Consider the following 3,734-nt stretch of genomic DNA (forward strand, 5'->3'; position numbering starts at 1 on the left):
GCCTTGCGCAGGTACGCCTCGGCCGCGGCCGGCTCCTCGACCACCAGTTCGACGATTCCGGCGAATTGCTCGACCTCGACGAGGGCATGGCGCAGGCCGAGCTCGGTGACCGTGCGGCGGGCCGAGTCGATCATGCGTCGCGCCGCCGCGGCCCGCCCGCGGAAGGCCTCCAACACCGCCTGGCAGCGTGTCGACGTCGCCTCGACCGCGGGCGAGTCGGTGGTGATGCGCAGCAGCCGCACCACGTCCAGGCACCGGCCTCCTGCGCGCGGCACCGGGTTGGGGCCCCAGAGCGCGGCGAGTGGCGCCTGGGCCAGCACCGCGTTCACCCGGCGGTGTTCGCGGGCGCGCCGCGCCGCGGTGAGGGCGTCGTCCAGGGCGATCTCACAGTCGCCGATCCTGCCCAGCCGGGCCAGGCACCCGGCACGAACGGTGTGCGCCTTCGCTTCTCCTGCGGCATCGCCCAATTCCGCCAGTTTGTTGGCGGCGGCGCCCACCGCGGCCTCGACCTCGTCGAGCCGCTCGGGGTGAACCAGCATCGACAATTGGCCGTCGAAGCATGTCGCCCATGCCGCAAGTTGGGCGGAATCGACCGTGGCCGTTTGCAATTGAGCGACGGCACTGGCCGCCGACGCCACGTCACCCGCGGCCAGCAGAGCCTCGCAGCGCGCGATCAGCAGCGCGGCAACCTGGTCGTCGCGGTCGGGCAGCTCGTCGTCGATCTCTTCAAGGGCGTGCAATGCGCGGTCGTAGAGGTCGGCCGCGCCCTCGTAGGCGAGCCGCGTCATCGCCTGATCCGCCGCGCGCCGGCAGTATTCGACCGCCTTCGCCGCGTTGCCCGCCCACGCGCATTCGAAGTAGTGATACGCCAGTTCGGCGAGCAGTTCCTCGTCGGCGCCGGGCTCGCTTTCCAACGTGGTGGCGATGCGCTGGTGCAACCGCATGCGCCGCACCGACGGCAATTCGGCCAGCAGCGACTGCCGAACCAGCGCATGGTTGAACCGGTACCGGCCGCCGGGCTCTTCGATGACGATGCCTGCCTTACACGCCTCGTCGAACGCATCGACCAGGTCGTCGCCGACCACGCGTTCGACCAGTTCCAGCGCGAACCGGCTCCCGACGACAGCGGCTGCGGCGAGCGCCTTGTTGGCCTCTGCCGGAAGCCGCGAAAGACGGCGGCTCACCGCCTCGCGCACCCCCTGGGGCAGGGTGCTCTGGTCCCAGCGGCCGCCGCTTTCGTCCACGTGGCGCAGCGCCTCGATGAGGAAGAAGGGGTTGCCTCCGGTGACCGAGGCCAATGCCCGGGCCAGCTCTTCGTCGTTGTAGCCGGCCTCCGCGACGTAAGCGGTCACGTCGTCCTCGTCGAGACCGCTCAGCGCCAAACGGCTGGCGGTGCCGTCGCGGTGCAAGTCGGCGAGCATCGCGGCCAGCGGGTGGGCGCGGTCGAGATCCGTGCTGCGATACGTGCCGATGATCTGCAGCCGGGCCTGCTCACCGAAACGCAGCAGATGCCGCAACAGCAGCAGCGTGGGCTTGGCCGCCCAGTGCAGGTCGTCGAGGATCAGCACGACGGGCGCGCGCGCGGAAGCCATCGCCAGCAGCGCGACGACCGCGTCGAACAGCGCATAGCGTTCGGTGTCCGGATCGGCCCGCGTCGGTGCCGCCAGATCGGGGAGGACATCGGTCAGCCCGGGAATGAGCGTGAGTAGCGCCTCCACGCCACGCAGCCCGCGGAGCCCGCTTGCACCCAGGCACGGCACCAGCGAACGCAGCGCTTCCGCGAAGGGCTGGTACGGGGCGCCGAGGTCCTCGTCGCATCGGCCGTAGATCACGAGTGCGCCCTGGTCGTGGGCCTGCCGGGACCACTCGCCGGCCAGGCGTGTCTTGCCAACCCCCGGTTCCCCGGCGATCAGCATCGCGTTGGTCCCCCCGGCGAGCGCGGTCTGCCAGCCCGAAGCCAGTCGCTCGAGCTCGTGGCCCCGCCCGACGAACGGGCCGCGCCCGGCGAGCACCGCAGGCAGGCTGGGGCGTTCCAGCGGCGGCTCGGTGGGAGCCGCCGGACCGGGGTCGTCGGCGGTGAGCAGTTGAAGCTCGAAAACGTGTTCCGGGCGCGCCAGGTTGCGCAGTTGGCGAGTTCCCAGGTCGGCCAGCACAACGTCGTCGGGCAGCGAGTCGATGACGAGCTCCGCCGTCGCGCCCGAGCACAAGATCTGGCCGCCGCCGGCCAGCGACCGGAGGCGAGCGGCGCGGTTGACGGCGCGACCGAAGTAGTCGCCGTCGCGGAGCTCGACCTCCCCGGTGTGCAAAGCCACGCGGATACGCATGGGCTCACGCAGCGCCCACGGCTCGTGCACGATCGCGTCTTGAAGCTCGATAGCCGCGGCGGCAGCCGCCGAGGGCCGATCGAAAACCGAGAACGTCGCGTCACCCTCGCCGCGCGTCTTGATCAGCCGCCCCCCGCGCGACGTCACGACCTGTTCGACGAGCTCGTCGTGTCGTGCCAGTGCCACCGCCATGGCCGCCGCGTCCGCCTCCCACGCGGCCGTCGACCCTTCGATGTCGGTCAGCAGGAAGGTGACAGCACGAGTGACCGACGAAAGCTGCTGTGCGGCAGGTGTTTCCAGCGAGGAGTCTTGTGCGACGATCGCGGCCTCCAGCCGGCGGAGCTCGGGGCCGGGGTCGACGCCCAATTCGTCGGCCAGCAGCGCGCGCGCACGCTGGTATGCGCCAAGCGCTTCGCCCTGCCTGCCGGCGCGATACAGCGCGAGCATGAGCTGGCCCCACCGCCGCTCACGCAGCGGCGCGTCGGCGACGGCGGCCTCGAGCTCCCCGATGATCTCCGCGGCCCGGCCGGTCGCGAGCAGCGCGTCGGCGCGATCCTCCACCAGCGCCGCATGGCCCTCGATCCACCGCGTTTTCTCGGAGGTCCCTCGCCGGCTGTCGGGCAGCTCCGGGATCCCGCGCCAGAGGGCAAGTGCCTCCTCGAACCGGGCCACCGCCTGGCCGATGTCACCGGCGGCGGCGGCGTCGCGTCCCAGCCGGGCGGCCGACTTGTACCGCGCGGCGTCCACCTGCGTCTCGGCCAGGGTCCAGCCCGCGCCCGCCGTCAAGACGAAGCCGTCACCCAGCGCGCGACGCAAGGACGAGATGTGGGTTTGCAGCGCCTTGGCCGCGGTGCGCGGTGGGTCCTCGCCCCAGAGCAGTTCGACCAGCGTGTCGGCCGCGACGACGGACCCGCCGTGCAGCCCCAGCATCGAAAGGATCGCGCGAGGTTTGGCGCCCGGGATGACGACGGGCGCCCCGCCTAGCCGAACCTGCAGAGGTCCCAAAACCCCCAGTTCCACCGATGGAAGCGTACTCACATCAGTCATCGTCGGTGCGGCGATTCAATGCATGGTCAAGATCGAGTAAAGCGCGCTTCGCGCCGAAGCCCACCGCCACCCTAGGGCCGGCCAGTCTGAACCGTTAGGTTTGTATCCATGGGCAATGAAGGGGGAGGTGGTTCGGCGTTCACCTGGCAGGGCCGGCGTGAGTTGGTCAGCCAGATCCATGAGCAGCTCGACGAGCTGGTGGAAGCCCGCGACCAGATGGAACAACTGGTTCGGGTCATCAGCGAAATCGGTTCGGACCTCGACCTCGACGTGACCCTGCACCGAATCGTCGAGGGGGCGATGGAGCTGACCGCCTGCCGCTACGCAGCCCTGGGCATCCGCGCTCCCGATGGCGCCTTCGTC

Annotated in this window: 1 protein-coding gene and 1 pseudogene; one reads left to right on the plus strand and one right to left on the minus strand. The window is 70.8% G+C overall.

The window, feature by feature from the left end:
- The coding region (locus A5704_RS12595; protein WP_156737667.1) for a BTAD domain-containing putative transcriptional regulator at positions 1-3,344 on the minus strand (3,344 nt) is incomplete at its 3' end.
- A 135-nt stretch (positions 3,345-3,479) separates the two neighbouring features.
- On the opposite strand from A5704_RS12595, the pseudogene A5704_RS12600 reads away from it, so the two are divergent.
- Positions 3,480-3,734, plus strand: a pseudogene (locus tag A5704_RS12600) (histidine kinase); the annotation flags it as partial.

This window comes from Mycobacterium sp. E735 (assembly GCF_001666955.1).
Taxonomy (GTDB): Bacteria; Actinomycetota; Actinomycetes; order Mycobacteriales; family Mycobacteriaceae; genus Mycobacterium.